Origin of the sequence: Massilia genomosp. 1, assembly GCF_011682185.1 — a bacterium.
GTDB classification, from domain to species: Bacteria; Pseudomonadota; Gammaproteobacteria; order Burkholderiales; family Burkholderiaceae_D; genus Telluria_A; species Telluria_A rubra.
Map to the genome: position 1 here is coordinate 1 of NZ_WHJF01000698.1, position 222 is coordinate 222.

A 222-nucleotide genomic window follows, 5' to 3' on the forward strand; every position below is an offset into this window, starting at 1 on the left:
GAAAATCCTGCCCGAACAGCCATTGCCAACGGCGACGAGCGCCATCGGCATCGATGTCGGCATCGCCCGCTTCGCCACGATGAGCGACGGCAGCGTCGTCGCACCACTCAACAGTTTTAAGAAGCACCAACAGAACCTTGCCCGCTACCAGCGGCGCATGAGCCGCAAGGTCAAGTTCAGCAGCAATTGGAAGAAGGCGAAAGCCCGCGTCCAGAAGATTCA

General features: G+C 59.0%; 1 protein-coding gene. It reads left to right on the forward strand.

Going from position 1 to position 222, the window contains the following annotated elements:
• The coding region (locus tag F1735_RS38705; RefSeq protein WP_167241685.1) for a transposase at window positions 1–222 on the forward strand (222 nt) is incomplete at both ends.